This is a genomic window from Mycobacterium sp. IDUB_9 (genome assembly GCF_055419505.1).
Genome location: NZ_JBVAXU010000004.1, coordinates 617,387 through 644,356, shown reverse-complemented (window position 1 = coordinate 644,356; position 26,970 = coordinate 617,387). Strand labels below are relative to the sequence as shown.

Below are 26,970 nucleotides of genomic sequence, written 5' to 3'. Positions count from 1 at the left end.
CTTGCGCGAAGACCAAACCAACCGGATGAGCGCTTGCGCGAAGACCAAACCAACCGGATGAGCGCTTGCGCGAAGACCAAACCAACCGGATGAGCGCTTGCGCGAAGACCGAACAGCCCGCAGCGGATCAGTAATTCCGCCGCCGGGCCCGCGGCGAAGGCCGTGATTCGAGCCATGACGTGAACGCCGTCAAGGCTCCCCGATCCAGGGCGATCTCGTAGCCTTGCCGGCGTTCGGGGCTGATGTCGCGCAGTTCGAGAATCACGATCTGATCGGTCATGATGTCGAACTCGTCACCACGCGGTGGACGGCGCGACACCACTTCCAGCCCGCGTCGGCTCAACCGTCGATCAGGCCACCACCGCATGCTGGACAGGCGGTAGAACCCGGCCTCCCCGCCGCGGTAGCGCATCACTCCATGGCGCCAGCCGCTACCCCCGTCGGCGGGGAAATCACGCAGGATTGCGGCGGTTCCACCGACCTGACGCAACTTCCACAAGCGGTAGCTCAAGGCCCCGACCAATAGGAGTAGAACGCAGACGAGCGCGACCATGCCGATCATGGGCGCGCTCATCCGTCGTCTCTGTCGTCAGTCGATCTGGCCGACAGCGCGCAGCCGCGCCCGACCCCAAGCCGCTGTCTTCTCGTCGTCGGACTCAGCATCCCGCTTGGCGGAGTCGGCGTCGATTTCGGATTCGAACTGAGCGTTCTCCACCAGGATCCGAACCGTCTCCTCGGTCACCGACAGGAAACCGCCGTCAACGGCGATCCGCAGATCGTCCTCACCTTCGCGCTCGACCCGCACCATGGCGTCGTCGACGAGCTCCGCAACCAGAGGAATGTGCCGCGGCAGGATGCCGATCTCACCAGCGGTGGTCCGGGTGAAGACGAACGTAGCGGCGCCGGACCAGAGCTCACGCTCGACGGCAACGATCTCAACGTTCAAATCAGCCATTCCACACCACCTCTCGCCGAAGGACTACCGTCACAGCTTCGCGCCGAGGCTCTCGGCCTTCTTCGCCAGGTCGTCCAGACCACCGATGAGGAAGAACGCCTGCTCGGGCAGGTGATCGAACTCGCCCTTGGCCAGCTTGTCGAAGGCCTCGATGGTCTCCTTGAGCGGCACGGTCGAACCCGGCTGGCCGGTGAACTGCTCGGCCGCCATCATGTTCTGGCTCAGGAAGCGCTCGATCTTACGGGCGCGGTACACCAGAACCTTGTCCTCTTCCGACAGCTCGTCGATACCGAGGATGGCGATGATGTCCTGAAGATCCTTGTAGCGCTGCAGGATCCGGATGACTTCCTGGGCGACGCGGTAGTGCTCGTCGCCGACGACGCTGGGGTGCAGGATCGTCGAGGACGATGCCAGCGGGTCCACAGCGGGGAAGATGCCCTTGGAGAACACCGCACGCGAGAGCTCCGTCGTGGCGTCCAGGTGAGCGAACGTGGTGGCCGGTGCCGGGTCGGTGTAGTCGTCGGCGGGCACGTACACGGCCTGCATCGAGGTGATCGAGCGACCACGCGTCGAGGTGATGCGCTCCTGCAGCTCGCCCATCTCGTCGGCCAGCGTCGGCTGGTAACCCACGGCCGAAGGCATACGACCCAGCAGGGTCGAAACCTCGGAACCGGCCTGGGTGAACCGGAAGATGTTGTCGATGAAGAGCAGCACGTCCTGGTTCTGCTCGTCGCGGAAGTACTCGGCCATGGTCAGGGCCGACAGGGCGACGCGCATACGGGTGCCTGGCGGCTCGTCCATCTGGCCGAACACCAACGCGGTGTCCTTGAGGACGTTGGCGTCGGCGAGCTCGACCCAGAGGTCGTTGCCCTCACGGGTGCGCTCACCCACGCCGGCGAACACCGAGGTACCGCCGAAGTTGCGGGCGATACGGTTGATCATCTCCTGGATCAGAACCGTCTTACCCACGCCGGCGCCACCGAACAGGGCGATCTTGCCACCACGCACGTACGGCGTGAGCAGGTCGACGACCTTCAGACCGGTCTCCAGCATCTCGGTGCGGGGCTCCAGGTCGGCGAAGGCCGGCGGCTTGCGGTGAATCGACCAGTGATCGAAGTCCTTGCCGTAGCCGGGCTCGTCGAGGCAGTCGCCGAGGGCATTGAACACGTGGCCCTTGACGCCGTCGCCGACCGGCACCGAGATCGAGGCGCCGGTGTCGCGGACGTCGGTGCCACGCACCAGGCCGTCGGTGGGCTGCATCGAGATGCAGCGCACCAGGCTGTCGCCGAGGTGCTGGGCAACCTCAAGCGTCAGGGTCTTCGCGAGCGCGCCATAGGTGATGTCGGCGTGCAGCGCGTTGAACAGTTCGGGCACGGCACCGCGCGGGAACTCGATGTCCACCACCGGGCCGGTGATGCGGACTACGCGGCCCGCGGTCTTTTCTGCAGTAGCAGTCATTCTCTCTTCGCTTTCCTACGAGGCTCTGTCGTCTTTGGTCCGGCTAGCGCGCGTCGGCCAGCGCGTTCGCGCCGCCCACGATCTCGCTGATTTCCTGGGTGATCTGTGCCTGACGTTCGCGGTTGGCCGCGAGCGTGAGCGCCTTGATCAGATCGTCGGCGTTGTCGGTGGCCGACTTCATGGCGCGCCGGCGCGAAGCCGACTCCGAGGCCGCTGCCTCCAGCAGTGCTGCGTACACCCGGGTGGCGATGTAGCGCGGCAGCAGCGCGTCGAACAGGTCCTCGGCATTCGGCTCGAACGAATACAGCGTGTGCGGACCGGTTTCCGGCTCACCGACGTACTCGACGACCAACGGCGCAACCTGATGAGCCACCGCGGTCTGCGACAGCATGGACCGGAATTCCGTGGACACGATGTGCAGTTCGTCGACGCCCAAGATGCCGTCGGCTCCGGCGTCATCGCCGTCGTCGTCAGCGCCGGACATGAACGCCGACACCAGGGTGTCTGCGATCTCCTTGGCGTTCTCGTAGGTGGGCCGCTCCGAGAACCCGGTCCACGATTCGGTCACCGTTCGCTGCCGGAAGCTGTAGTAGCCCAGAGCTTTCCGGCCGACGACGTAGAGCACCGGGCTCTTGCCCTGGTCCCGCAGCAGCGAGAACAGTTCTTCGGCCCGACGCAGCACGTTGGCGTTGTAACCGCCGCAGAGGCCGCGGTCCGAGGACACCACGAGGACACCGGCCCGCTTGGGGTTCTCCCGCTCGACGAGCAGCGGGTGATCCAGCGCGCTGGCACCCGCAAGCTCGGTGAGCATGTTGGTGATCTCGGTGGAGTAGGGCCGGGCCGCATCGACCCGGGCCTGCGCCTTGGCGATCCGCGACGTGGCGATCAGCTCCTGCGCCTTCGTGATCTTCTTGATCGACGAGGCGGATTTGATACGTCCGCGTAGTTCGCGAAGTGTGGCTGCCATTGGTTACCTAGGCCTTCTTGGGAGCCGGCTTGCGGACCTTGACCGATTCCTTCTCCAGGTCCGCGGGATCCAGTGCGTCGGCATCGGCCTCGTTGACCACCACGGAGCTGCCGTCGGAGGCGGCGAAGCCCTTCTTGAACTCATTGATGACCGAGACCAGCTTCTCCTCGTTCTCCTCGGAGAGCTTCTTGGTCTCCTTGATGCCCTTGAGGATCTCGGAGTGGCTGGCCTTGACATGCTCCAGCAGCTCGTCGACGAAGCGTGTGACGTCCTCGGCCGGAACCGAATCCAGGTGGCCCTGGGTACCGAGGAAGATCGAGACGACCTGGTCCTCGACCGCCAGCGGGCTGTACTGCGCCTGCTTGAGCAGCTCCACCAGGCGCACACCACGATCCAGCTGAGCCTTGGAGGCCGCGTCCAGATCCGAGGCGAAGGCCGCGAAGGCCTCCAGCTCGCGGTACTGCGACAGATCCAAGCGCAGACTTCCCGCAACTTCCTTCATGGCCTTGATCTGCGCGGCGCCACCGACACGCGACACCGACACACCGACGTTGACCGCCGGTCGCACGCCCTGGTTGAACAGGTCGGACTCCAGGAAGCACTGGCCGTCGGTGATCGAGATGACGTTGGTCGGGATGAACGCCGAGATGTCGTTGGCCTTGGTCTCGATGATCGGCAGACCCGTCATCGAACCGCCGCCGAGTTCGTCGGACAGCTTGGCGCAACGCTCCAGCAGACGGGAGTGCAGGTAGAAGACGTCGCCGGGGAATGCCTCGCGGCCCGGCGGGCGGCGCAGCAGCAGCGAGATGGCGCGGTAGGCGTCGGCCTGCTTGGAGAGGTCGTCGAAGACGATCAGCACGTGCTTGCCGTCATACATCCAGTGCTGCCCGATGGCCGAACCGGTGTACGGCGCCAGCCACTTGAAGCCGGCAGGATCCGAGGCAGGGGACGCGACGATGGTGGTGTACTCCATCGCGCCGCCCTCTTCCAGCGCGCGCTTCACGCTGGCGATGGTGGTGCCCTTCTGGCCGATGGCGACGTACACGCAGCGCACCTGCTGCTTGGGGTCGCCGGTCTCCCAGGCCTCACGCTGGTTGAGGATGGTGTCGACGCAGACCGCGGTCTTGCCGGTCTTGCGGTCACCGATGATCAGCTGACGCTGGCCACGGCCGATCGGGGTCATGGCGTCGATGGCCTTGATGCCGGTCTGCAGCGGCTCGGACACGCCCTGGCGCTGAACCACCGACGGGGCCTGCAGCTCGAGGGCACGCCGCTCCTCGGCGGCGATGTCGCCCTGGCCGTCGATCGGCTGACCGAGCGGGTTGACGACGCGACCGAGGAAGGCGTCGCCGACAGGCACCGAGAGGACCTCGCCGGTGCGCTTGACCTGCTGGCCCTCTTCGATCTTCTCGAAGTCACCCAGGATGACGGCACCGACGCTGTGCTCGTCGAGGTTGAGCGCCACACCCAACACACCGCCCGGGAACTCGAGGAGTTCCTGGGTCATGACCGAGGGCAGGCCCTCGACGTGGGCGATGCCGTCACCGGCGTCGACGACGGTGCCGATCTCTTCACGCTCGGTGTCGGCGGAAAACGAGGATACGTAGTCCTCGATGGCACCTTCGATATCAGCAGCCGAGATTGTCAACTCTGCCATGGTTTTTCGTCTTCCTACCTTGATCTTTGGGGTGGTCCTGGGGGTTCGTGGCTCGGGTCAGTCGGGCAACTGGGTCGCAGCGGCGGCCAGTCGGGACGAGATCGAGCCGTCGATCACTTCGTCACCGACGGTGATCGACAGACCACCGAGCAGTTCCGGGTCGACGTGCAACTGCACCGACACCGGATGTCCGTAGATGCGGGTGAGCACCTCCGACAACCGGGTCCGCTGGGCATCGGTCAGGTCAGCCGCAGCAGTCACGTGCGCGACCACCTCACCGCGGCGGGACACTGCGAGCTCGGCGAGGTCGATGACCGCCTCGTCGGCACGCTCACCGCGAAGCAGTCCCACAGTCTGGGTCAGCAGCGCAGCTGCCGTCCCATTCGCACCCGCGTTGCCGCCGAGCACCTTGTCCAGCAAGGCAACCCGGCCGTCGATCGGGGCGGTGTAGTCACTGAGCAGAGCCGAGAGCTTGGGCTCGGCGTCGAGCAGGCGGCCGAACCGGAACAGCTGGTCCTCCACCTCGTCGACCTCGCCGGCAGTCTCGGCGCGCTTGAGCAGCGCCAGACGTGCGGTGTGTTCGATCGCGTCGACCAGGTTCGATTCGGTCGACCAGCGCTGCGAGACGGCAGTCCGCAGCACGTCCAGTGTGGTGCTGCCGACCTTGCCCGACAGCAGACGATCGACCAGCTCGGCCTTGGCGCCAGTCTCGTCCGTCGGCTCGGCCAGATGCCGGTTCAGCGTCGGCTCCGACAGCAGCAGCCTGGCGACGGAGGTCAGCTCCTCGGCCAGGGTGGTCAGGCCGTCGGCGTCCAGACCGCCCGCGACGGAGTCGAACTTTCCGACCACGGCCGTCAGCGACTCGCGGCTCGCCGCGCGCAGTTTCGCCGTGGCGGCGGTGTCGATCACCACTGCCGACGGCGCCATCTGGTCGAGCTCGGCGAGGAACCGGTCGACGGTGGCCGCCTGCGCAGCCGGGTCGGCGACGTGCGCCCGGACCAGAGCGTCGGCCTTGGCCACCGACTCTGATCCGAGACCGGTCCGAAGCTCGCGGATGAGCTGCTGGCGCATCAGCTGAACCTGCTGAGCGCCCTGGGCCTTGATCCGCTCGGCCTCGGTGCCGGCCTGCTCGGCCAGCTGAGCAGTGATCCGCTCGGAGTCCTGCGAGGCCTCGTCGGTCACCTTGGTCGATTCGGCCTTCGCGTCGGCGAGTGCCTTGGCATGCATCTCATCGGCATCGGCGAGCTTCTTGGCCGCATCGGCGCTCTCGGCGAGCGCGACCCGCACGGCCTCCTGCTGCTTCTGCATCAGGCTCCGCACCGGCGGCACAACCCACTTGATGATGATGAATGCGATGACAGCAAAGCCGATCAGCTGCCCGATAAATATCGACATCTACTGCGTCCCACCTGATTTCACGTCGACGCCCAAAATTCGGTTGGCCAGGGTCCGCGAGAGTCCGTCCACCGACGACTCCAGACCCGGCCGCACACCGGCACTCTGGGCAGCAAGCTGCTCATCGGCCTGGCGCACGGTTTCGGCCACTTCGGTGCTGGCTTCGGCACGCTTGGCGTCGACCACCTCGCGACCCGCCGAACGGGCCTCGTCACGGATGGCCGATGCCTGTGTGCGTGCCCCGGCCATCGCCTCGTTGTAATCGGCCTGTGCCGCGGCCACCTGCTCGGCCGATTTCCGATTGTCGGCGGCGGTCTTGGCCAGCATCGCTTCGCGCTCTGCCAGCACCTTGCCGACCGGCGGCACAACCCATTTCGCGATCACGGCGAGCGTGATCAGGAAAATGATCAGCACGGCGAAGAAGGTGCCGTTGGGGACCAGGAAGTTGCTCTGGCCCCCACCGCCTTCCTCGGCTGCCTGGCTCGCAGCCAGGATCGTTGCGCTCAGTTCACCCATGCTGATGGACTACTGCAGGCCCGGGGTGGCGAAGACGAACAGCGCCATGAAAGCCAGGTTGATGAAGTACGCGGCCTCCACCAGACCGACGGTGATGAAGAACGGGGTGAACAGACGGCCCTGGGCCTCGGGCTGACGGGCGATGCCCGAGATCAGCGCGTTACCCGCGATACCGTCACCGATACCTGCGCCGATGGCGCCGCCACCCATGATCAAACCGCCACCGATCAGCGCGCCGGCCGTGATGAGGGCGTTGGGGTCGAGTTCCATTCCTTTTATCCTCCTTGATAACTGGTGGCTGTGCCGCCAGAGGTTCGTGTTGTGTAGTTGTAGAGACTTATCGGATCAGGTCAGTGCGCATTGCCGTCTTCGTGGTCCAGCTCCATCGACTGGCTGAAGTACAGGATCGTCAGCAGCGAGAAGATGAATGCCTGGATCAGGCCGACGAACAGGTCGAAGGTCTTCCAGATCGCGTTGGGTGCCCACTGGATGTACCAGGGGAACATCGCGATCAGCGCGACCAGGATGCCGCCGGCGAAGATGTTGCCGAAAAGTCGGAGGGCCAGCGAGATCGGCTTGGCGATCTCTTCGACGATGTTGATCGGCGCCAGGAACGCGACGTGCCCCTTGACCACCTTGATCGGGTGCCCGATGATGCCGCGCCGCCAGATGCCTGCGGCGTGGTAGGCGAGGAACACGAACAAGGCGAGCGCCAGCACGAAGTTGATGTCGGAAGCCGGCGGCTTGTACCACTCGGCAGCGGCGCCGTCGGGCCCCCCGTACTGCAGCGGCAGCACCGCCAGCCAGTTGGAGATCAGGATGAAGGCGAAGATCGTCACCGACAGCGGCAGCACGAACGGGGCGACCTTCATACCGATCGAACCCTCGATCTGCTGGCGCATCTGGATGGTCAAGGCCTCCCAGAACAGCTGTACACCGCCCGGCACGCCGGTCGAGGTGACCTTGGCCCGCAGGACGAACGCCAGCGCGATCACGATCACCGCGGTGACCGCGGTGGCCAGGATGGTGTCACCGTTGAACGTCATCCCGAACAGCTCGAACACCATGGTGTGGTGGCCGACGTGGATGGCGGGGCCACCCTCTTCGGCAGCGAGCACGGTCGTCGTCTGAGTCATATAGGTCAGCTCAACCCTTCGATTCCGTATCCAAGACATCCAGGCCGTTCGAGCGGATCTTCCGCAGCACGGGGATGCTGGTGCTCATCACCAGCAGAGCCTGGAAAATCGCCAGCCCGAACAGCACCGCGATGCCGCCCGAGGTTTTGAAGACAAATGCGATGCCGAGTGCGATCGCAGTGATGATCAGCAGCCGTGTCGCGGAGTTCACGGCCATCTTCTTCTTGAGCGGGTGATCCTCTGCCGTGATCGATTCGACCGCCCGGCGAACCAGCAGGGCGTTGACCAGACCGAGGCCCAGCCCGACCCCGAAGAAAACTCCGAAGTAGATGTGTCCGGCGAATCCGGCGGCCACGATGGCCAGCGCGGACAGTGCCACGCAAACAATCAGGAGACGCAGCGGCCGGAAGGCCACCGACGGGAACACCAACGGCGCGTTCTGCGCTGGTGTCGTCACCGCTTCACCCCAATCCCGCCGTTACGGAAAGCTGTCCCCTCGGATGCGCCGGCGACGTGTAGCGCCTGGCAAAACCCTGTGCGTGCCCGACGAGAATATCGGAGGGCAACGGGCGGGCTGAAATCACCCACGGGGTAGCTCCCTTTGTCGGTCGTTGATCGGCACCTGACGGTTCGTCGAACCGAAGGGCCGGGCCGGCAACCCGCGAGGTTTTTCGGGTTCTGGCAGCACGGTACCACATGGTAGGCACCCTAAAACGGGGCCTACTACTTTTTGTCGTACTCCCCTTCGTGCTCGTCGTCGGACCCTTCATTCCCGCGTTGCAACAGCGGTATCAGCGTCACCACGATCGCCACCAGAATGGCCGCCACGACCACCGCTCCGGTGTAGCGCGGATCGAAGAAAATGGTCGCCGCAGCGCCGAAGGCGATGATGCCCACCCACAGGTAGATCAGCAGGACCGCACGGCGATGTGAGTGGCCGATCTGCAGCAACCGATGGTGCAGATGCATCTTGTCGGGGCTGAGCGGACTCCGGCCGGCCCGGGTGCGCCGCACGATGGCCAGCAACGTATCCAGGGCCGGCACCAGCATCACGGCGATCACCAGGAGGAACGGCGACATCAGCGCGAAAACATCGCGAGCGCCGTAGGCATTCTGCGAGATCGGCCCGGCCGCCGTCGTCGACGCCGCGCCCAGCATGAGGCCGATGAGCATCGACCCGGAGTCGCCCATGAAGATCTTGGCCCGGTGGAAATTGTGCGGGAGGAAGCCCAGACAGGCACCGGCCAGCACCACCGAGATGACCGCGGGCGGATAGAACAGGACGTCACCGCCGTGGTCACGCAGCAGTCCGACCGAGAACACGCAGATGGCCAGGGCGGTGATGAGCCCGAGGCCGGCCGCCAGACCGTCGAGTCCGTCGACGAAGTTCATCGCGTTGACGATCGAGACCGTGAGTGCGAGCGTCAGCAGTATCGACGAGACCTGGTCGAGCACGATGGTGCCCACTCCCCCGAACGGGATGTAGAGCACGCTCCAGGCCACACCCATCGTGACGAGCACGCTGGCCGCGGTGATCTGCCCGGCGAATTTCGTCAGGGCGTCCAGGCCCCAGCGGTCGTCGATCAATCCGATCGCCATGATCAGCCCGCCCGCCACCACCACTGCAGGCATGCCGGTGGAATAGACGAAACCCCGCGTGAGTGCCGGCAGTTGGGAGGCCAGCAGGACCGCGGCGGCCACCCCGATGTACATCGCCAACCCACCCATGCGCGGGGTGGGTTGCACATGGACGTCGCGCTCACGGGGGTAGGCAACGGCGCCGAGCCGAATGGCGATCACGCGCACCCAGCCGGTGGCGAAATACGTGATGATCGCGGCGGTCAGCCCGACCAGTGCCAGTTCACGCAGCGGTACACCGGCGCCCCGGTCCGACAGAGCGAGAAGCCCCGAATTGACCGCGGGCATCACTGCGTCACCGGCCGACATCACCGATGAACCGTACTGCAGCAAGCTGAGATCACTCCGTAGGTGTTGTTGTGAGCGTGGACGTTTCCACGCCGACGACCCGGGCGATGTCCGCCGCACTGATCGGGCCGGTCCGCAGGATGCGGGGGTGGACGCCAGTGAGGTCGACGATCGTGGACGCGGCCTGTTGTTCGGCCGGCCCGCCGTCGAGGTAGACCTCGACCTTGTCGCCGAGTTGCTCGTGGGCCGCAGCTGCGGTCGACGCGGCAGGGCGGCCCGAGACGTTGGCACTCGACTGGGCCATCGGGCCGACTTCCCGCAGCAGCTCGATGGCCACCGGGTGCATCGGCATCCGGAGCATGACGCTGCCGTTGGCGTCCCCGAGGTCCCACTGCAGGGACGGCGCCTGCGTGACCACCAGGCTCAGTGCGCCCGGCCAGAAGGCACGGATCAGTTCGCGGGCAGCGGGCGGCACCGAATAGACCAGACCGTCGATGGTGTTCCACGACCCGACGAATACACCGACCGGCATGTTGCGCCCGCGGCCCTTGGCGGCGAGCAGACTGCCGACAGCCTCCCGATCGAAGGCATCGGCACCGATCCCGTAGACGGTGTCGGTCGGTAGCACCACCAGCCGGCCACCCTTCACCGCGCTGATCGCCGAGGCGATACCGGCCGCACGCTGATCGGCGTCGGCGCAATCGAAGATGGTCATGTCGGCTCCCCGGTCGGTGCGCGCATCAACTCAGCTTCTCCCAATCCGGGTCGCCGTCACAAAGCGGGGTCGCCCTGCGAGGTCACGGCGCGCGGTGACCGCGGTGAAGTGCCCGTCCCGCGCGAATGACTCGACCGACTGCTCGGACGTGGTGTCGTCGTGCTCGACAGCGCACGACGCACCGTCGCGCAGCCAGCGCGCGGCCAGCGCGACGATCGGCCGGATCACCGACATCCCGTCGGGGCCGCCGAACAACGCGGCCGGCGGATCATGTTGGGCGACTTCGGGTTCCAGGACTGCGGCCTCGGGGATGTAGGGCGGGTTGGACACCAGCAGGTCCACCTTGGCATCGAGTTCGGGCAGCAGACCGGGCGCGGTGACGTCGGCGGCCAGTATTTCGACAGTGGATCCCGCCGCGTTGCGTCGGGCAAATTCCAGGGCCGCGGGCGAGTTCTCGACGGCGAGTACCCGGGCATCGGGCCACTGGGCGGCCAGCCCCAACGCCAACGCACCCGAACCCGTGCAGAGGTCGACGATCACCGGATTTTCGGGAAGTTGTCGTGCACAGGCCCATTCGAGCAGCGCCTCGGTCTCCGGGCGCGGGATGAACACACCGGGGCCGACACTGAGTGTCAACGGGCCGAACGGCGCGGTGCCGGTCAGATGCTGGAGGGGAATCCGGCGGGAGCGGGCGGCGACGAGCTCGTCGTAGGCCTGCTCGAACCGTTCATCGGGATCGTCGAGAGACAACAGTCGGCTGCGGTCGACACCCAGGACGTGTGCGGCCAGTAGTTCGGCGTCGATGCGCGGGGAGCCGATGCCGACGGCGGCCAACCGTGCTGCTGCCGCCGCGACGGCCTGCCGCAGGGGTGTCATGCCTGCTGCTGTAGCCGGGCCTGTTTGTCGGCGGCGCCCAGCGCGTCGAGCAGCGCGTCCATGTCTCCGTCGAGCACCTGGTCGAGATTGTGCGCCTTGAAGTTGATGCGGTGATCCGCGATCCGGTTCTCGGGGAAGTTGTACGTGCGGATCCGTTCGCTGCGGTCGACCGTACGGATCTGGCTGGCCCGGTCGGCCGATGCGTCGGCCGACGCCTGCTCTTCGGCCAGTGCCTGCAGCCGAGCGGCGAGCACGACCATGGCCCGGGCCTTGTTCTGCAGCTGGGAGCGCTCGTTCTGGCAGGTGACCACGATGCCGGTGGGCAGGTGGGTGATGCGCACCGCGGAATCGGTCGTGTTCACGCCCTGTCCGCCCTTGCCCGAGGACCGGTAGACGTCGATGCGCAGGTCGGATTCGTCGATCTGGACAGCCTCGACATCTTCGGGCTCCGGATAGACCAGGACACCTGCGGCCGAGGTGTGCACCCGGCCCTGGGATTCGGTGACGGGCACCCGCTGAACGCGGTGCACCCCACCTTCGAACTTCATCCGCGACCACACGCCGTCTGCCGAGTCGCCCTTGCTCGCGATGGTGATGGTGGCGTCCTTGTAACCGCCGAGGTCCGACCACGTCTCGTCGAGCACCGTGACGGTCCAGCCGTGACGCTCGGCGTACCGGATGTACATCCGCGCCAGATCAGCTGCGAACAGGGCCGACTCCTCGCCGCCCTCTCCGGACTTCACCTCAAGCACGATGTCATCGGCATCGTGGGGATCGCGGGGGGCCAGCTGGTCGGTGAGCTGCGCATCGAGTTCGGCGACCTTGGCGGTCAGCTCGTCCACCTCGTCAGCGAAGCTGGCGTCGTCGGCGGCCAGTTCGCGGGCAGCCTCCAGGTCACCGCGGGCGGTCTCCAGCTTGCGGTAGGTCCCGACGACAGGAGAGATCTGGGCGAAGCGCCGACCCACCTTCCGGGCGGCTGCGGCATCGGCGTGCAGGTTGGGGTCGGACAGTTGGCGCTCGAGGTCGGCGTGCTCAACCAGTAACGCCTCGATCGCCGGGGCCGTATCAGTGCCGGTCACTGTTCACTCCTTCCCGAAATCCGCCGTGAAACGAGAACAGCGCCCGGATCTGACGCAAATGCGACAGATCGGGCGCCGTTGACGTAGCTACTTGTCGGCTGCAGCAGCCTGATCGCCGGCAGGCTTGCGCTTGCCGTACCGCTTCTCGAAGCGGGCCACGCGACCACCGCTGTCGAGGATCTTCTGCTTGCCGGTGTAGAACGGGTGGCACTGCGAGCAGACCTCGACCACGATCTGGCCGGTCTGCTTGGTGCTACGGGTCTGGAAGGTATGGCCGCAACCACAGTGCACCGTGGTCTCGACATACTCGGGGTGAATGCCTGTTTTCATGGTTCCTCTTCAATCGTTGGCCCGGGTCGCCCGCAATTCGGATGGACGTGAACCGGGACCGAGGGTCGGCGGTCCATTATGCCAGGTCAACCGCCAGCATCCTAAACGCCGGATGACCGGCGCCTATTCCCCATCCGCGTCGGGCCGAACAACCGTGTAGGTCGTGCCGTCGCGCTTCCACAGCACCCGGCCAACCGGATCGGAACCGAGGGCGACCAGTTCACGCTTGAGAATCTTGTTTGTCGCCGTGCTGGGCAGGTCGTCGGCCAGCCACACGTACCGCGGCCAGGATTTCGGTGACAGGTCCCGCTGCTGCGCCAGGAATGCGCTGAACTCGTCGGGCGTCAGCCCCTGCCCGTCACGCAGCACGAGAGCGGCCATCACCTGGTCACCGACGAACTCGTCGGGCACCGGATAGACCGCCACCCGGCTGATCACCGGCTGCCGTAGCAGGATTCGTTCGATCGGGGCGGCAGTGATGTTCTCGCCGTCCACCCTCATCCAATCGGCGGTGCGCCCGGCCAGGTAGATCCAGCCGTCGGCGTCGCGGTAGGCAAGATCGCCCGACCAGTACATGCCGTGGCGCAGCCGCTCATCGGTCGCACCCTGGTCGTTGTGGTAGCCGCGGAACATCCCGCTGCCGTTGGTGTTGACCAGCTCACCGGTGGCGGCCTCGGCGTTGATCAGGGCCCCGGTGTCATCGAATTGCGCAGCCGGGCATTCTTCAAGAGTCTCCGGGTCGTAGATCGCCACGCCCGGGAAACCCTGGCCGACGCTGCCGGCCGGGGTGCCCTCGGAACGGGTGATGATGATCGCCAGCTCTGTCGAGCCGAATCCGTCCCACACGCTGCACCCGAACCGGCGGCTGAATTCGTCGATGTCGCGGTCGGCGGCCTCGTTGCCGAACGCCACCCGCAGGGTGTTGTCGTGGTCGTCGGATTGCTCGGCGGTGGCCAGGATGTAGGCCAGTGGCTTGCCGACGTAGTTCATGTACGTCGCGCCGTAACGGCGGATGTCCGGGAGGAACCCGGATGCGGAGAACTGTGCCGGCGCCATGGCCGCGCCCGAGCTGAGCGCCACGCCCCATCCGGCGTACACCCCGTTCGAGTGGAACAGCGGCATGGCCAGGTAGCACGTGTCCGCCTCCGTCAGGTCGTAGCGCTGCACCAGCGCGGCGGCTGAGAACAACACGATGGAGTGCGCCACCTGAACGGCCTTGGGCTCGCCGCTGGTGCCCGAGGTGAAGATCATCATGAAGGTGTCGTCGGGCCCGACCTCGCGGTGCGGGATGAGTTCCTGCGGTGACCAGGCGGTGTCCGATACATCGATGACGGTGACGCCCGGCAGGTCGAGGCCCTCGAGCAGCTGACGATGATGTTGATCGACCAGGACGACCTGACATTCGACCCGGGCGATGTCGCGGGCCAGCGCATCGCCCCGACGGGTGTTGTTGATGCCGCACAGCACATAGCCGCCGAGGCCCGCGGCCGCGAGCGCGGTCAGCATGTCGGGCGTATTGCCCAGAAGGGTGCCGACATGCAGCGGACGCTGCGGGTCGGCCAGCGCAATCAGGGTTGCAGCCTGGGCCTTCGCTTCGGCGATGTGCTCACGCCAGGTCCAGCTCCGGTCGCCGTACCTGATGGCGACCGTGTCGCCTCCTTCGCGTTCCCGGAGCAACTGCTGCAGCGTTTCGGCCATCGAAATGATCCCCAAAGCTCGGTGAAGGGTGAACAGATTAGAAAAACTGTCTACCATGGATGTGGCGCGACACGAAGCACCCTTGGCAGAATCATGTACCTAACTGTCCCGCAATCGCCCCGGAGTTCAGGAGACGCCACAGTTGACCAGCACCACGGCACCGCGCAGCGTGCGAGATCGACTGATCGACGCTGCCGAAGAATGCCTGCGGACCAAGGGTATTCGTGCGACCACCGTCTCGGAGGTCGCCGAGGCCGCCGGAGTGTCCCGCGGCTGGCTGTACCGCCATTTCCCGGACAAGGTGACGCTGCTGGGCGCCGTGATCGTGCGACTCAGTGACACGTTCTGGTCGGAAGCCCAGGCGATGCTCGGGCAGATCGAGGGGCTGGACCGTCAGATTGCCTGGGGTGTCGTCAACGGGCTCAGAGCGTATGACGATCCGGGCGCGGTGTTGATGAAACTCCGGACAGACGAGCCCGAGGAATTCGCGGCCTGTGCGGGCGCCGGCGTGCAGGGCATGATCCCCGACCTCGCCGAGTTCTGGTCGCCCTATCTGGCGGCCGCTCGCGACCGTGGCGAGGTCCGTGCCGACATCGACATTCCCGAAGCATCAGAATGGGTTGCGCGAGTGTTGATCTCGCTGGCAACGGTGCCGGGCAACACGCTGGATCCCAGTGACGAGGACGCGGTCCTCGCCCAGGTTCGGCGCTATCTGATGCCCGGACTGCGCCCGCAGACAACTTCCTGACGGCACGCAAAAGGCCCCCGCGGACGGGGGCCTTGCGCGTCGTTATCCGGTCAGGCCGGGATCAGTCGACATCCATGTTCCCCGGGGCAGTCTTGGAGACCTGCACCAGGAACTCGTAGTTGGTCTTGGTCTTGCGCAGCTGGCTCATCAGCAGATCGATGGCCTGGTGGCTGTCCAGCCCGGACAACACCCGGCGCAGCTTGTGCACGACGGCGAACTCGTCGGTGGAGAGCAGCAGCTCGTCCTTGCGGGTACCGGACGGGTTGACGTCGACCGCAGGGAACACCCGGCGCTCGGCGATCTTGCGATCGAGCTTGAGCTCGGCGTTACCGGTGCCCTTGAACTCCTCGAAGATCACGGTGTCACCCGTGGAGCCGGTCTCGACCATCGCCGTGGCGATGATGGTCAACGACCCGCCGTGCTCGATGTTGCGCGCGGCGCCGAGGAAGCGCTTCGGCGGGTACAGCGCGGTGGAGTCCACACCACCGGACAGGATGCGACCCGAGGCCGGGGACGCGTTGTTGTACGCACGCCCCAGACGGGTGATCGAGTCCAGCAGCACGACGACGTCCTTGCCCTGCTCGACGAGGCGCTTGGCCCGCTCGATCGCGAGCTCGGCGGCCTGCGTGTGATCTGACGGCGGACGGTCGAAGGTCGAGGCGATGACCTCGCCCTTCACCGAACGCTGCATGTCGGTGACCTCTTCCGGACGCTCGTCGACGAGCACCACCATGAGGTGGCATTCCGGGTTGTTGCGGGTGATCGCGTTGGCGATGTCCTGCATGATCGTGGTCTTACCGGCCTTGGGCGGTGACACGATCAGGGCGCGCTGCCCCTTACCGATCGGCATGATCAGGTCGATGACGCGGGTGGTCAGCCGGTCGGGCGTGGTCTCCAGGCGCAGCCGCTGATTCGGGTACAGCGGGGTGAGCTTGGTGAAATCGGGACGGTTCTTGGCCGCCTCGACGGGACCGCCGTTGACACTGTCCAAACGCACCAGCGGGTTGAACTTCTGCCGCGGGTTCTGCCCGCCGCCACCCTCGCCCTCGCGGGCAACCCGGACCGCACCGGTCACCGCGTCACCGCGGCGAAGACCGTTCTTGCGGACCATGTTCATCGACACATACACGTCGTTCGGCCCGGCCAGGTAGCCCGAGGTGCGGACGAATGCGTAGTTGTCCAGGACATCGAGGATGCCGGCCACCGGCTGGACGACGTCGTCCTCGCGCAGTTCGGTGTCGTTGCCACCCTCGGCGCCACGCTCACCACGACGGCGACGGTCGCGGTCACGGAACCGGCGGCCGCGACGGCCCTGACGGCCGTCCCCGTCCCCATCGTCATCGACGTTGGAAGAGGAGTTGCCGCCCCGGTTCTGCTGGTTGTCCTGCTGATCGGACTGCTCGCGACCCTGACCCCGGTCCTGCTTCTGGTCGCGGTCCTGCTTCTGGTCGCGGTCCTGCTTCTGGTCGCGGTCCTGCTTCTGGTCGCGGTCCTGCTTGTTGTCGCGCTTGTCGTCCTGCTTGTTGTCGGCCTTGTTGGCCGCGTCGGACTGCTCGCGCTTGTCGCGCCGATCCTGCCGGTCGCGCTTTTCCTGCCTGGCCGGCTTCTCCTGCGGCTCGGCGGCAGCCTCAGCGTTCTTGACGCCGGCCTCGGCCGCGGAATCGGCCTTCGCCTCAGCCTTGGCGGATTCACCGGCGGCCTCGCTACCAGCGTCTTTACCGGCGTCGTCCTTGACGGCATCGGCGGCCGGGGCACCGGCCTGACGCGTAGAACCGCGGCGCTCACGGCGACGCGTCGCCGGCTGCTCGGCAGCCTCGGCGCCGGCGTCCGGCTGGACGGCGGCGGGGGCCTGCTTGGCCTCGGTGGTGGCACCGTTGGATTCGCCACGGTGGGCGCGAATAGCTGCGATCAGCTCACTCTTACGCAAACCGGACGCGCCTTCAACGCCGATTTCCTTGGCCAGCGCTCGCAACTCAGGCAGCACCATGGTCGACAGCGCCGCGGGCCGGGCGCTCGAAGCGCGCCGCGCGGTGTCGGTTCCGGGCGCAGAGGCAGCAGCCGGCGTTGTGGCGTCAGCGGTCGCAGTGCTTTCAGATGTCACGGCGTTCTGTAGATCCCCAGCGCCATTTGCGCTGTCAGCCGTGAAGAGGTCCGTATCTGTCACGGATTTCCTTTCTTTCCCTCGCGCATCATGTGGTGCGAGGGTTCCCCAAAGGTCGATGCGCGTTCAGCTGAACCGCTGACCGCGTAGCTCACACCGTCGCCTGCGCAACGGCGATCGCCAGGATTCGCCGATATAAGGCGAACCGTCAGTCCACGAGTAGAACACAAGAAGATTGGGTGGTCGTCCTGGTGTCGACGCAGGCAGAGACCCTGCGAGTGCTGGACGAGAGCGAGAATATCTCGCTTTGGTGAAGTAATCAAGCAACGTGGACGCTTGGCGTGTGGCGTTTGCTTCTTCTCGCGCCGCTCAATCGTCAATTCCTGGCGGCCACACCCGACGTCCAGCGGACGCCTGCTCCGACCGACATCTCCCTGACGGTGAACCCGTTGGCAGTGCCGTAATCCATGGCCTCATCAGGCAATCCCACCTGAGAGCTGAGGCCCAGAACCGTAGGTCCGGCCCCGGACAGCACCGCTGCCACCCCACAACGCCGCAGGAGTCCCAGGTATTCCGCGGAGGCCGGCATTGCCGCTGCACGTTGTGGTTGATGCAACACATCCTGCGTGGCGGTCATCAACAGATCGGGCCGCTCGGTCAGCGCCACCACCAGTAGGGCGGCGCGGCTGAGGTTGAAGCGGGCATCGACGTGACTGACCTGCTCGGGGAGCACGGCCCGGGTCTCGGCGGTGGACGACCGCTGCTGCGGCACCGCGGGGAACAGGCGGATATCCGGATGCACCCGCACCGGCACGGCGCGGTACCTCGGCCGGCCGTCGTCATCGGTTTCGGTCCAGGACACCACGGCCCCGCCCAGGACGGCCGCTGCAGCGTTGTCCGGGTGACCTTCGAACTCACTGGACAGCTGGATCAGCTGATCTTCGGTCATCGGATCCGAACCAGCTTGCGCCACAAGGCCATTGACTACCGCCAGGCCACCGACTACCGCAGCGGCCGATGATCCGAGCCCACGCGAATGTGGAATTTCGTTGCGGCAGCGCACGATCAGGCCGGCGGCACGGTGGCCCGTGGCCTGCAACCCGGCCTCGATCGCGCGGACCACGAGATGCGTCGCGTCCAGCGGAACGTGCCCTGCGCCCTCGCCCTCAACCTCTAGCCGGAGGCCGGATTCGGTTGTCTCGACGATGATTTCGTCGTACAGACTCAGCGCCAACCCCAGGCTGTCGAAGCCTGGTCCGAGGTTGGCACTGGAGGCTGCGACAACGGCAGTGGCCGTGAGTCCGGCGGGCAGGGTCTGATTCACCAGGCTCAGACCAGTCCGAGTTTGGCGACGACGGCGACGGGATCGACGGGCACCGGGGTGACGGTGGGCATGTCCTTGAGTGCGGTATCTGGATCCTTGAGGCCGTTGCCGGTGACCGTGCAGACCACTGTCGAGCCGCGCTTGACCCAACCGTCCTCGATCGACTTGAGCAGGCCCGCCACGCTGGCGGCCGACGCGGGCTCGACGAACACCCCTTCGCTTCGGGCGATCAGGTGGTACGCGGCGAGGATCTCCTCGTCGGTGGCCGCCAGGAACCGGCCCTTGGACTGCTGCTGGGCCTCGACCGCACCGGACCACGACGCCGGCGAACCGATGCGGATGGCGGTGGCGATGGTCTCGGGCTCCTTGACCGGCTCACCCAGCACCAACGGGGCGGCACCGGCCGCCTGGGTGCCGAGCATGCGGGGCAACCGCTCCGACAGCCCATCGCGGTGGTACTCGGTGTAGCCCTTCCAGTACGCGGTGATGTTGCCCGCGTTACCCACCGGCAGCGCGTGCACGTCGGGGGCGACGCCCAGTGCGTCGACGATCTCGAACGCGGCGGTCTTCTGCCCCTCGATGCGGTACGGGTTGACGGAATTCACCAGCGCGATGGTCGGGAAATCGGCAGTGATCTTGCGGGCCAACTCCAGACAGTCGTCGAAGTTGCCGTCGACCTGGATGATCTTGGCGCCGTACATGACGGCCTGCGCGAGCTTGCCCATGGCGATCTTGCCCTGCGGGATCAGCACGGCACAGGTGATGCCGGCCTGAGCCGCGTAGGCCGCTGCCGAGGCCGAGGTGTTGCCGGTGGAGGCGCACAGGACGGCCTCCTGACCGCGGGCCAGTGCCTCGGTGACCGCCACCGTCATGCCGCGGTCCTTGAAGGACCCGGTCGGGTTCAGCCCCTCGACCTTGAGATGCACTGTGCAGCCGGTGAGTTCGCTCAGGCGCTTGGCATGGATCAGGGGCGTGCCGCCCTCGAGCAAGGTGATCGGCGTCCAGTTGTCGCCGATCGGGAGGCGATCTCGGTAGGCCTCGATCAATCCCGGCCAGGGCCGGTGCACCGGCCCTGCGCTGGTCTTTCCTTGCGTCCCGGGGTTCATGCGTTCGTTCCTTCCATACGCAGCACGCTGTTGATGGTCTGCACCACGTCGAGATCGGCCAGCGCCTCGACGGTTTCCGAGAGCGCGGCATCGGTGGCCCGGTGGGTGACCACCACGATGCGCGCACCACACGGCCGGCCCTCGTCGTCGACCATGCCCTCCTGGCGCACCTCGGCGATGCTGACCTCGCGCTTGGAGAATTCTGCTGCCACTGCGGACAACACGCCCGGCCGGTCCGAGACGTTCATGTTGACGTAGTAACGGGTGGGGATGAACCCGATCGAGGCGATCGGCAGCTTGGCGTACTTGGATTCCCGCGGACCACGGCCACCCTGGACGCGGTTACGGGCGGCCATCACGACGTCGCCCATCACGGCCGATGCGGTCGGCGCTCCCCCCGCACCCTGCCCGTAGAACATCAGCCGGCCGGCCGCCTCGGCCTCGACCACCACCGCATTGAAGGCGCCGTTGACCGCGGCGAGCGGGTGCGTCAACGGCACCAGCGCCGGGTAGACGCGTGCCGAAACACGTTGCTTGCCTTCATCAGTGGTGAGCCGCTCGCAGATGGCCAGCAGCTTGATGGTGCAGCCGAGCGAACGGGCGGACTCGAAATCAGCCGAGCTCACCTTGGTGATGCCTTCGCGGTAGACGTCGTCGGCGGTAACCCTGGTGTGGAATGCGATGGAGGCCAGGATTGCGGCCTTGGCCGCGGCGTCGTAGCCCTCGACGTCGGCGGTGGGATCGGCCTCGGCGTATCCCAAGGCACTGGCATCGGCCAGCGCCGAGCTGTAATCGGCTCCGGTGCTGTCCATCTCGGACAAGATGTAGTTGGTGGTGCCGTTGACGATTCCGGCCACCCGCAGCACGGTGTCACCGGCCAGCGACTGGGTCAGCGGGCGGATGACGGGGATCGCCCCGGCCACCGCGGCTTCGAAATACAGGTCGACGCGCGCCTTTTCGGCGGCCTGCGCCAGTTCGCCGGTGGACTGTGCCATCAGCGCCTTGTTGGCGGTGACCACTGACTTGCCCTGTTCGAGGGCGGCCAGGATCGCCTTGCGGGCCGGCTTCACCGGACCCATCAACTCGACCACGATGTCCACGTCGTCGCGCGACACCAGTTCGATGATGTCGTCGGTGAGCAGGTCCTCGGGCACGCCACGGTCACCGGAGACCTTGCGTACCCCGATGCCACGCACCTCGAGCGGGGCGCCGATGCGAGCGGCGAGATCGGTGGCGCTCTCGTTGATGATGCGCACCACTTCACTGCCGACGTTGCCCAGCCCCAGTACCGCTACGCCGATGGGCTTCTCACTCATTGACCACTCACCTCCAGGCTCAAAAGATCGTCGACGGTCTCCCGACGGAGCACCAACCGCGCTTTGCCGTCTTTCACGGCCACCACGGCAGGTCGGCACAACAGGTTGTACCGGCTCGACATCGAGTAGCAGTAGGCACCGGTTGCGGCAACGGCCAGTAGGTCACCGGGCACGACGTCGTCGGAGACCCAGGTGTCGCGGACCACGATGTCACCGGTCTCACAGTGCTTTCCGACGATGCGTGCCAGCGTCGCAGGGGCGTCGCTGGCGCGGGACACCAGGCGGGCGTCGTACTCGGCGTCATACAGCGCCGGGCGGATGTTGTCGCTCATCCCGCCGTCGACGCTCACGTAACGTCGCTGCGCGGTGGTGCTGATCGCCACGTCCTTGACGGTGCCGACCTCGTACAGCGTGATGGTCCCTGGCCCGGCAATCGCGCGGCCCGGCTCCACCACGAGCTTCGGAGTCGGCAGGCCGACGGCCTCGGACTCGCTGCGCACGATGGCCTTGAGTTTGTCGGCCAGTTCCTTCATCGGCGGCGGGTCGTCAGACGGGACGTACGAGATCCCCAGTCCCCCACCGAGGTCGATCACCGACATCTGCGAAGTCTTCTCGACACCGAACTCGGAGACGACGTCACGCAGCAGGCCGATCACCCGGTGGGCGGCGACCTCGAATCCGGCCACGTCGAAGATCTGGCTACCGACGTGGCAGTGCAATCCGACGAGACGCAGGTTGTCGGTGGCGAACACCTTGCGCACCGCTTCGATCGCCGCACCGCTGGCCAGCGACAGCCCGAACTTCTGGTCCTCGTGAGCGGTCGAGATGAACTCGTGGGTGTGCGCTTCCACTCCCGGCGTCACGCGGACCAGCACGTCCTGGACGATGCCCGCGGCGCCGGCGACACCGTCCAGACGCTCGATCTCGATCAGGGAATCGACCACCACATGCCCAACCCCGGCCTTGACGGCCATGGTGAGCTCGGCGACAGATTTATTGTTGCCGTGCAATGTGATTCGATCCGACGGGAAGTCGGCATGGAGCGCCACTGCGAGCTCTCCCCCGGTCGCGACATCCAGCGACAGGCCTTCGGCGTTGACCCAGCGGGCGATCTCGGTGCACAGGAACGCCTTGGCCGCGTAGTGCACGTGGTCGCCGCCACCGAAGGCTGCGGCGATGTCGCGGCAGCGCGACCGGAAATCGTCCTCGTCGATCACGAACAGCGGGGTGCCGTACTCGGCCGCCAGATCTGTGACCGCCACTCCGGCGATCGACACCACGCCGTCAGCGCCACGAATCAAGTTGCGCGGCCACACGTTCGGCGCCAACAGCAGGACTTCGTCGGGGCTCTGCGGTTTGACGGGAGCGCCGGGGTGATGGATCTCTTCGGCGTGCCGGGGTCCGGCGGGATGTGCGTTCACATCCGCTCCGGGGCGGTCACACCGAGGATGCCCAGACCGTTGGCGATCACCTGGCGGGTGGCCTCGCACAACGCCAGCCGGGCCGCGTTCAGATCGCCCGGGTCCTCATCGCCCTGCGGCAGCACACGGCAGGCGTCGTAGAACCGGTGGTAGTCGCCGGCCAGGTCCTCCAGGTAGCGGCACACGCGGTGTGGTTCACGCAGTTCGGCAGCAGTCTTGAGCACCCGGGGGAACTCGCCGAGGTTGCGGATCAGGATGCCCTCTTTGTCGTGGGTCAGCAGATCCAGGTGGGCGGTATCCGCGGTGACCCCCAGATCGGCGGCGTTACGGGCCAGCGCCGACAGCCGCGCGTGCGCGTATTGCACGTAGTAGACCGGGTTTTCGCTGGACGCACTGGACCACAGCGCCAGATCGATGTCGATCGGGGTATCCACCGACGAGCGGATCAGCGAGTACCGGGAGGCGTCGACGCCGATGGCCTCGACCAGATCGTCGAGGGTGATGACGGTGCCGGCGCGCTTGCTCATGCGCACCGGCTGGCCGTCGCGGACCAGATTGACCATCTGGCCGATCAGCACCTCGACGGTGTCCGGGTTGTCGCCCAGCGCCGCGGCAGCGGCCTTCAGTCGCGCGATGTAGCCGTGGTGGTCGGCGCCGAGCATGTAGATGCACAGGTCGAATCCGCGCTGACGCTTGTCCAGGTAGTAGGCCAGATCGCCGGCGATGTAGGCCGCGTTGCCGTCGCTCTTGATGACGACACGGTCCTTGTCGTCGCCGAATTCGGTGGTGCGCAACCAGGTTGCGCCGTCCTTCTCGTAGATGTTGCCGGTCTCGCGCAGCTTGGCGATGGCCTGCTCGACGCGGCCGGAGGTGTGCATCGAATCCTCGTGGGTGAACACGTCGAAGTCGGTGCCGAACTCGTGCAGCGATTCCTTGATGTGGGTGAACATCAGGTCCACGCCGATCGCGCGGAACGTCTCCTGCTGCTCGTCGGCGGGTAGGCCCATCACATCGGGACGCTTGGCCAGCACGGAGGCGGCGATGTCGTTGATGTAGGCGCCGGCGTAGCCGTCTTCCGGGGCCGGCTCCCCCTTGGCCGCGGCGACCAACGAGCGGGCGAACCGGTCGATCTGTGCGCCGTGGTCGTTGAAGTAGTACTCGCGGGTGACGTCGGCACCTTGAGTTGTCAGCAGCCGGCCCAGCGCGTCGCCCACTGCGGCCCAACGAGTGCCGCCGATGTGGATGGGTCCGGTCGGGTTGGCCGAGACGAACTCCAGATTGACCTTCTCGTTCAGCTCGGTGGAGTTGCCGTATCCGGCGGCCGCGGTCAGCACGTTCGTGACGATGACACCCTGCGCGGAGGCTTCGATCCGCAGGTTGACGAAGCCGGGCCCGGCGACGTCGGCGGCGGCGATGCCATCGGCCGCGGCCAGGGCGGTGGCCAGCCAGCCCGCCAACTCGCGGGGGTTGACGCCGACCTTCTTACCGAGCTGCAGCGCGAGGTTGGTCGCGTAATCGCCGTGCTCGAGGTTGCGCGGACGCTCGACCGTGACGGTGTCGGGCAGCGCGGCGGTGTCCAGGTCGTGTTCGGCCAGCACCGCGGCGGCAGTGGCCTTGAGCAGCTCAGCAAGGTCAGCGGGGGTCACGAGGGTCCATCCTATGGTCTGGGGTCCCCGCGCCCCGAATCCGTATTCGCTCCCCCATGCGCTACGCTATCCAAGCCCAATCGGCGCAGCTGATCTCCAGCCCGCGCCCCCGTAGCTCAGGGGATAGAGCGTCTGCCTCCGGAGCAGAAGGCCGCAGGTTCGAATCCTGCCGGGGGCACTCTTCAAAATCCGGCTCTACCTGGGTAAACGGGTCACGCGGGGCTATTACTGCCCTTCGACCACGCCCACGCTGTCAGTCGCCAACCGTCGTCACCGTTGCGGAGGGCGACCGTGAATACTCCCCCGTTCTGCACGATCTGTTGGCCCTTGAGGTCGAATGTCATCGTCGTCGGGACGACGACGTAGCCGCAGTCCCCGTTGACATCGACGTGCCGAGGCTCGCCGAGCGTTACGTAATAGCCCGACGCACCGACATGCTCACCTTCAGCAAGGACGTCACGCCACCATTCCTGACTGGCCGTCGACCCCTGCCATACATGCGGAGCCATTCCGTCGAGAATCTGCATCGGATCTGCGCATGCCGCTGCCAACGCATCCACGTCACCCCGATTGAACGCATCGATGTACTCGCCGACCGCCGCCATCGGTTCATTTGGTAGAGGCATCGCAGGTCCTCCTTGCGGTGGTTGCTACTTCAGGAACGCTAGGCCCCACCGTCCGCGGCCGCGTCGGAACAAGAGCTCTATAGAATATTTTCTATAGAATTTGAGGAAGGATGCCACATTGTTCACCTTGTCCGCCGAAGAGCAGGCCATCGTCGAAACCGTCCGCGACTTCGTCGACAAGCAGGTGCGCCCCGTCGTCCGTGAACTCGAACACGCCAACACCTACCCCGAAGACCTCATCGAGGCGATGAAGCAGATGGGCATCTTCGGCCTTGCCATCCCGGAACCGTATGGCTTCGCCGCTGTTTCGATGCCCTGCTACGCCCAGGTCACCGAGGAACTCGCCCGCGGCTGGATGAGCCTGGCCGGCGCGATGGGCGGGCACACCGTGGTGGCCAAGCTGCTGCTGCAGTTCGGCACCGAGGAGCAGAAGCAGCGCTACCTGCCTCGCATGGCCAGCGGGGAACTCCGCGCGACGATGGCCCTGACCGAACCCGGTGGCGGCTCCGACTTGCAGGCCATGCGGACGGTCGCGACGAAGGACGCATCCGGCTATGTGATCAACGGGTCGAAGACCTGGATCAGCAACGCACGCAAGGCCGGACTGGTCGCGCTGATGTGCAAAACCGATCCGGCTGCCTCCCCCGCCCACAAGGGTGTGTCGATCCTGTTGGTGGAGAAGGTCCCTGGTTTCACGGTGTCCAAGGACCTGCCGAAGCTCGGCTACAAGGGCGTCGAGAGCTGCGAGATCAATTTCGTTGACTGCCAGGTGGATTCGGATGCACTACTGGGCGGCGTCGAGGGACGTGGCTTCGCACAGATGATGAAGGGGCTCGAGGTCGGCCGGATCCAGGTCGCGGCCAGGGCAACCGGCGTCGCCCGTGCCGCCTTCGACGACGCACTGCAGTACGCCCAGGACCGGGAGAGCTTCGGGGTGCCGATCTGGCAGCACCAATCCGTGGGCAACATGCTGGCCGACATGGGCACCAAGCTGTACGCCGCACGCAGCCTGTTGCTCGACGCGGCGGAGCGGATCGACGCGGGCGGGCGGTGCGATATGGAGGCCGGCATGGCCAAGTTGTTCGCCTCCGAGACCGCGATGGAGATCGCGCTGAACGCGGTGCGGATCCACGGCGGCTACGGCTACTCCACCGAGTACGACGTCGAACGCTATTTTCGGGATGCGCCGTTGATGATCGTCGGTGAGGGAACCAACGAGATCCAGCGCGGCGTGATCGCGAAGCAGTTGGTCAAGCGCGGCGGAATCGACATCTGAGGCATGACCGCGAACGCGAAGAGACGTACGCCCATGCGGTTGTCCGACGTCGTCTCGGCCCACGTGCGCGAGCTCATCGTTTCGGGGCAACTGCATTCGGGAGAGTTCATCCGTCCGGAGGCGGTCGCCGACGAGCTCGGGGTCAGTGCCACCCCGGCGCGCGAGGGGCTGCTGCAACTTCAGACCGAAGGATTCCTGTCCGTCGAGCCTCGACGTGGCTTCATGGTCACCGCCCTGTCGAGCGACGACATCCGCGACATCTACGACGCCCAGGCGCTGCTGGGCGGGGAACTTGCCGCCCGCACCGCCACGACAATCACGCCGGAGACGGTCGACGAGCTCGAACGGATCCAGGATGCGCTCGAACGTGCCGCTGCTGCCAAGGATTTCGACGAAGAGGAACGGCTCAACCATCAGTTCCACGCCCTGATCTACCGGCTGAGCGGATCACGCAAGATGCGCTGGCTGATCAAGACGACACTGGCGTACGCGCCCCGCAAGTTCTTCGCCGCGGTGGACGGGTGGCCCGAGGCGTCCGCCCAAGATCACCGCGCCATCATCGAGCATCTGCGGGCAGGCGACCCCGAGAATGCCCGGGCCGCAATGGCCCAACACATCCGTAACGCCGGTGCACTGCTGGCCGAACACCTGTCGCAGAACGACGCCTCCGCCTGATCATCACTTCACCCGACAGTGCG

Annotated in this window: 26 protein-coding genes and 1 tRNA gene; 4 read left to right on the top strand and 23 right to left on the bottom strand. The window is 66.2% G+C overall.

Annotation, left to right across the window (positions count from 1 at the left end):
• Window positions 1–127: 127 nt before the first annotated feature.
• The 16 genes from ACZY08_RS21155 to fadD1 all read right to left on the bottom strand — a co-directional run bounded on the left by ACZY08_RS21155 (window position 128) and on the right by fadD1 (window position 14,708).
• Window positions 128–574, bottom strand: coding sequence for a DUF2550 domain-containing protein (locus ACZY08_RS21155; RefSeq protein ID WP_463746550.1), 447 nt, complete (start codon window positions 572–574; stop codon window positions 128–130).
• A gap of 15 nt (window positions 575–589) precedes the next feature.
• On the bottom strand, window positions 590–955 hold the full coding sequence (locus ACZY08_RS21150) for a F0F1 ATP synthase subunit epsilon (protein ID WP_463746549.1): 366 nt from the start codon (window positions 953–955) through the stop codon (window positions 590–592).
• Window positions 956–985: 30 nt separating this feature from the next.
• Window positions 986–2,413: a F0F1 ATP synthase subunit beta gene (gene atpD, locus ACZY08_RS21145; protein ID WP_090428634.1), complete on the bottom strand. Its 1,428-nt coding sequence runs from the start codon at window positions 2,411–2,413 to the stop codon at window positions 986–988.
• A 43-nt stretch (window positions 2,414–2,456) separates the two neighbouring features.
• Entirely contained in the window at window positions 2,457–3,380 is a 924-nt protein-coding gene (locus ACZY08_RS21140; protein WP_463746548.1) for a F0F1 ATP synthase subunit gamma, read from the bottom strand.
• Window positions 3,381–3,387: 7 nt separating this feature from the next.
• On the bottom strand, window positions 3,388–5,037 hold the full coding sequence (gene atpA / locus ACZY08_RS21135; protein ID WP_463746547.1) for a F0F1 ATP synthase subunit alpha: 1,650 nt from the start codon (window positions 5,035–5,037) through the stop codon (window positions 3,388–3,390).
• Between the two features lie 57 nt (window positions 5,038–5,094).
• Entirely contained in the window at window positions 5,095–6,432 is a 1,338-nt protein-coding gene (locus ACZY08_RS21130) for a F0F1 ATP synthase subunit B/delta (protein ID WP_463746546.1), read from the bottom strand.
• Window positions 6,433–6,948, bottom strand: a complete 516-nt coding sequence (locus ACZY08_RS21125) for a F0F1 ATP synthase subunit B (RefSeq protein WP_463746545.1) — start codon at window positions 6,946–6,948, stop codon at window positions 6,433–6,435.
• Window positions 6,949–6,957: 9 nt separating this feature from the next.
• Complete coding sequence (locus ACZY08_RS21120) at window positions 6,958–7,218, bottom strand: F0F1 ATP synthase subunit C (RefSeq protein ID WP_003888102.1); 261 nt, start codon at window positions 7,216–7,218, stop codon at window positions 6,958–6,960.
• 80 nt (window positions 7,219–7,298) lie between these two features.
• The gene (gene atpB, locus ACZY08_RS21115; protein ID WP_463746544.1) at window positions 7,299–8,084 is read right to left on the bottom strand and encodes a F0F1 ATP synthase subunit A; all 786 of its coding nucleotides are present in this window, start codon (window positions 8,082–8,084) and stop codon (window positions 7,299–7,301) included.
• Window positions 8,085–8,094: 10 nt separating this feature from the next.
• Window positions 8,095–8,541: an ATP synthase subunit I gene (locus ACZY08_RS21110; RefSeq protein ID WP_463746543.1), complete on the bottom strand. Its 447-nt coding sequence runs from the start codon at window positions 8,539–8,541 to the stop codon at window positions 8,095–8,097.
• 266 nt (window positions 8,542–8,807) lie between these two features.
• Complete coding sequence (locus tag ACZY08_RS21105; protein WP_463746596.1) at window positions 8,808–10,052, bottom strand: glycosyltransferase family 4 protein; 1,245 nt, start codon at window positions 10,050–10,052, stop codon at window positions 8,808–8,810.
• A gap of 10 nt (window positions 10,053–10,062) precedes the next feature.
• Window positions 10,063–10,725: an L-threonylcarbamoyladenylate synthase gene (locus ACZY08_RS21100; RefSeq protein WP_463746542.1), complete on the bottom strand. Its 663-nt coding sequence runs from the start codon at window positions 10,723–10,725 to the stop codon at window positions 10,063–10,065.
• A 30-nt stretch (window positions 10,726–10,755) separates the two neighbouring features.
• The gene (prmC, locus tag ACZY08_RS21095) at window positions 10,756–11,601 is read right to left on the bottom strand and encodes a peptide chain release factor N(5)-glutamine methyltransferase (protein ID WP_463746541.1); all 846 of its coding nucleotides are present in this window, start codon (window positions 11,599–11,601) and stop codon (window positions 10,756–10,758) included.
• Entirely contained in the window at window positions 11,598–12,680 is a 1,083-nt protein-coding gene (gene prfA / locus ACZY08_RS21090) for a peptide chain release factor 1 (protein ID WP_463746540.1), read from the bottom strand. The genes prmC and prfA overlap by 4 nt, the downstream gene beginning before the upstream one ends.
• A gap of 87 nt (window positions 12,681–12,767) precedes the next feature.
• Window positions 12,768–13,010, bottom strand: coding sequence for a 50S ribosomal protein L31 (gene rpmE, locus ACZY08_RS21085; RefSeq protein ID WP_463746539.1), 243 nt, complete (start codon window positions 13,008–13,010; stop codon window positions 12,768–12,770).
• Window positions 13,011–13,133: 123 nt separating this feature from the next.
• A complete protein-coding gene (gene fadD1 / locus ACZY08_RS21080) occupies window positions 13,134–14,708 on the bottom strand; it encodes a fatty-acid--CoA ligase FadD1 (protein WP_463746538.1) in 1,575 nt (524 codons plus the stop codon).
• 142 nt (window positions 14,709–14,850) lie between these two features.
• Here fadD1 and ACZY08_RS21075 point away from each other — a divergent pair, with 142 nt between their 5' ends.
• Window positions 14,851–15,456, top strand: a complete 606-nt coding sequence (locus ACZY08_RS21075; protein ID WP_463746537.1) for a TetR/AcrR family transcriptional regulator — start codon at window positions 14,851–14,853, stop codon at window positions 15,454–15,456.
• Between the two features lie 61 nt (window positions 15,457–15,517).
• Here ACZY08_RS21075 and rho read toward each other — a convergent pair whose 3' ends face one another.
• The 6 genes from rho to argS all read right to left on the bottom strand — a co-directional run bounded on the left by rho (window position 15,518) and on the right by argS (window position 24,370).
• On the bottom strand, window positions 15,518–17,620 hold the full coding sequence (rho, locus tag ACZY08_RS21070) for a transcription termination factor Rho (RefSeq protein ID WP_463746536.1): 2,103 nt from the start codon (window positions 17,618–17,620) through the stop codon (window positions 15,518–15,520).
• A 313-nt stretch (window positions 17,621–17,933) separates the two neighbouring features.
• Window positions 17,934–18,881: a homoserine kinase gene (gene thrB, locus ACZY08_RS21065; protein WP_463746535.1), complete on the bottom strand. Its 948-nt coding sequence runs from the start codon at window positions 18,879–18,881 to the stop codon at window positions 17,934–17,936.
• Between the two features lie 5 nt (window positions 18,882–18,886).
• Window positions 18,887–19,987 (bottom strand): threonine synthase, encoded by a 1,101-nt coding sequence (gene thrC / locus ACZY08_RS21060; protein ID WP_463746534.1) that lies wholly within the window; start codon window positions 19,985–19,987, stop codon window positions 18,887–18,889.
• Window positions 19,984–21,303 carry a homoserine dehydrogenase gene (locus tag ACZY08_RS21055; RefSeq protein WP_463746533.1) on the bottom strand — a complete coding sequence of 440 codons (1,320 nt, stop codon included), beginning with the start codon at window positions 21,301–21,303 and terminating at the stop codon, window positions 19,984–19,986. Before ACZY08_RS21055 ends, thrC begins: the two co-directional genes overlap by 4 nt.
• Complete coding sequence (lysA, locus tag ACZY08_RS21050; RefSeq protein ID WP_463746595.1) at window positions 21,300–22,685, bottom strand: diaminopimelate decarboxylase; 1,386 nt, start codon at window positions 22,683–22,685, stop codon at window positions 21,300–21,302. The genes ACZY08_RS21055 and lysA overlap by 4 nt, the downstream gene beginning before the upstream one ends.
• A gap of 35 nt (window positions 22,686–22,720) precedes the next feature.
• Window positions 22,721–24,370 (bottom strand): arginine--tRNA ligase, encoded by a 1,650-nt coding sequence (argS, locus tag ACZY08_RS21045; protein ID WP_463746532.1) that lies wholly within the window; start codon window positions 24,368–24,370, stop codon window positions 22,721–22,723.
• 105 nt (window positions 24,371–24,475) lie between these two features.
• Here argS and ACZY08_RS21040 point away from each other — a divergent pair.
• Window positions 24,476–24,548: transfer RNA gene (locus ACZY08_RS21040), tRNA-Arg, on the top strand.
• 34 nt (window positions 24,549–24,582) lie between these two features.
• Here the strand turns inward: ACZY08_RS21040 and ACZY08_RS21035 are convergent.
• On the bottom strand, window positions 24,583–24,996 hold the full coding sequence (locus tag ACZY08_RS21035; protein ID WP_463746531.1) for a YybH family protein: 414 nt from the start codon (window positions 24,994–24,996) through the stop codon (window positions 24,583–24,585).
• Between the two features lie 118 nt (window positions 24,997–25,114).
• Here ACZY08_RS21035 and ACZY08_RS21030 point away from each other — a divergent pair, with 118 nt between their 5' ends.
• Together ACZY08_RS21030 and ACZY08_RS21025 are read left to right on the top strand one after the other, a co-directional pair.
• A complete protein-coding gene (locus ACZY08_RS21030) occupies window positions 25,115–26,272 on the top strand; it encodes an acyl-CoA dehydrogenase family protein (RefSeq protein WP_463746530.1) in 1,158 nt (385 codons plus the stop codon).
• 3 nt (window positions 26,273–26,275) lie between these two features.
• Window positions 26,276–26,947 carry a GntR family transcriptional regulator gene (locus tag ACZY08_RS21025; protein ID WP_463746529.1) on the top strand — a complete coding sequence of 224 codons (672 nt, stop codon included), beginning with the start codon at window positions 26,276–26,278 and terminating at the stop codon, window positions 26,945–26,947.
• The last annotated feature ends 23 nt before the right edge of the window (window positions 26,948–26,970 follow it).